The organism is Desulfovermiculus halophilus DSM 18834 (assembly GCF_000620765.1).
Classification (GTDB): domain Bacteria; phylum Desulfobacterota; class Desulfovibrionia; order Desulfovibrionales; family Desulfothermaceae; genus Desulfovermiculus; species Desulfovermiculus halophilus.
Genome location: NZ_JIAK01000066.1, coordinates 1 through 1,838, shown reverse-complemented (window position 1 = coordinate 1,838; position 1,838 = coordinate 1). Strand labels below are relative to the sequence as shown.

Genomic DNA, 1,838 nt, shown 5'->3' with positions numbered 1-1,838 from the left:
CAACCAGATTGAGCAGCTTATACATGAAACCGCCGTGGCTTGAATGTGTTACCCGCTGGACCGGATTTTGTTCGAATTTTTATTGCAACAGCACAATTATAAAGGTAACAACACTGGCCAAAAAGAGCATAAACACCTGCCTGGTTTTTATGCCCTGCCAAACATTATCCAAATACACCTTGAAACCCTGCCTGCTATTCGGTTCAGGACTTTGTAAGGAAAAAAGGATCAAAAAGCCCACCGGAATGGCTATAAAGGGAAGAAAGAAAGGATAAAACCATCCCAGCGTAGCAAGAATTCCGCCGATAGCTGGATAACTTGCCGTACCTATGTTAAGAATGGTGGCGTTGTAGCCCATGGCTGCTGCAAGCTCATTGCCTGAATAAAGGTCACCTATAATGGTGGCGTTAAGGGAGGCCAGGGAGGCCGCCCCCATCCCCTGCAAGAAACGCAAGGCCAACAGGAGGTTGAAATCCCGTACAAAACCACATGCGCCTCCGGCAATGCCAAACAGCATCAAAGCGGGAACCAATATTCTTTTTCTGCCCCAGAGGTCTGCCAGCACTCCGAGCACAGGGGCTAAAAAAATACCGGGCAAGGTGAATACTGTGATCAGCAGCCCCACAGAATGAACAGGTATATCAAGTTCCCGGGCCATGGCTGGAAAAACGGGGGTTATACTGGATACCCCCATGACAGCGCTCAGCGTAACACCAAAGATCAGCTGAAGGTTGGGATCCAGATAGAGAGGCCTTTGCCTGGCCGATTTCATGCAGACTCGCCCACTCGTTTCAGGAAGTCCAGGGCGCCTTCGGCCTGAATGGCCCTGGCAAGGCTTGAAAGCCCAGGGATGAAGCGGGCATTATCGATCCGCAGCATATATGGAGAGCCTAAGCCCGACGGATCGACTCCCGTGTGCTCCACCACGATGGCCGCAGCCCCGGAGGCGGCCATCTCCCGGTAGTGGTCCAGCAGCAAGGAACTGACCGTGCCGTCCGGGTTGGCGTATCCGAGATAAAGGGGCGTCATCATGATCCGGTTTTTAAAGACCGCCCTGTTTGTCCTCAATGGGCTGAAAAGCCTGGGTCCTGCTGCCATGGGTGTTTTTCCTCCTTATTCCTGTTTTTGTACGTTCCCTATCGCCTCGGGCTACTGCGTCTGCCCTAAAAGATTTCCGTAATACTCCCAGCCACCGCCCAGGGCTTTGTACAGCCTGATCCAGGATTGGGTCAAGCCGCCTGGGTGACTGGAAAAGAGCACACAGTGCGTAATATTTTGACCACGTTTCGCACGCTGGTGCCGACTGCATAGTGGAGCCAAGCAGTGAAAACCACGAGCCGGATGCCCAAATTGGCATTGCCCATGGCTTCGGTCATTGGAGCAGTGACAAAGTCCCTGCAATTCGGGCACCAATGCTTGTAGATCGTATGCTTTGTGACTTCCGGCTCAAGGGGCGGAATGTCTTCGATATAGCGCTCGTGAGATTTGATGCCCGGCCCGACTCTTCCGTGACAATGCGGACATTGGTCAAGCTTATGCTCTTGATAGTGATCGATCTTATCCGGAATTGTGCGTCTGCTTCCTACATGACCTTTTTTGCGCCCTGGTTTCTTGCGTTTTTTGCCTTTGCGCTTGTTCTCTTTGGTATAGGGCGGCTTTTGTCCCGAGGGAGTGCTTGCGGATTGGCTCACGAGCTGGTCATACTTTTCAGCTTTTTGGCCAAGCTCCAGGATCCTGGCTATAGCCGCTTCCCGATCCTGCATCTCCAGGATGGCGATGGCTTCTTCTCGTTTCATGAGAGGAGCCACCTCCTGAACTTGGCGTGCAGGGGATACACA

The 1,838-nt window shown here is 52.5% G+C and carries 3 protein-coding genes; all 3 read right to left on the bottom strand.

Features of this window, described 5'->3' with window-relative positions; all coding sequences use genetic code 11:
- Nucleotides 1-79: 79 nt before the first annotated feature.
- The 3 genes from N902_RS18130 to N902_RS18125 all read right to left on the bottom strand — a co-directional run bounded on the left by N902_RS18130 (nucleotide 80) and on the right by N902_RS18125 (nucleotide 1,796).
- Complete coding sequence (locus N902_RS18130) at nucleotides 80-772, bottom strand: MFS transporter (RefSeq protein ID WP_051564626.1); 693 nt, start codon at nucleotides 770-772, stop codon at nucleotides 80-82.
- Nucleotides 769-1,098: an oxidoreductase gene (locus tag N902_RS0114280; RefSeq protein ID WP_027371458.1), complete on the bottom strand. Its 330-nt coding sequence runs from the start codon at nucleotides 1,096-1,098 to the stop codon at nucleotides 769-771. Before N902_RS0114280 ends, N902_RS18130 begins: the two co-directional genes overlap by 4 nt.
- A gap of 131 nt (nucleotides 1,099-1,229) precedes the next feature.
- Nucleotides 1,230-1,796, bottom strand: coding sequence for an IS66 family transposase zinc-finger binding domain-containing protein (locus N902_RS18125; protein WP_051564625.1), 567 nt, complete (start codon nucleotides 1,794-1,796; stop codon nucleotides 1,230-1,232).
- Nucleotides 1,797-1,838 lie beyond the last annotated feature (42 nt).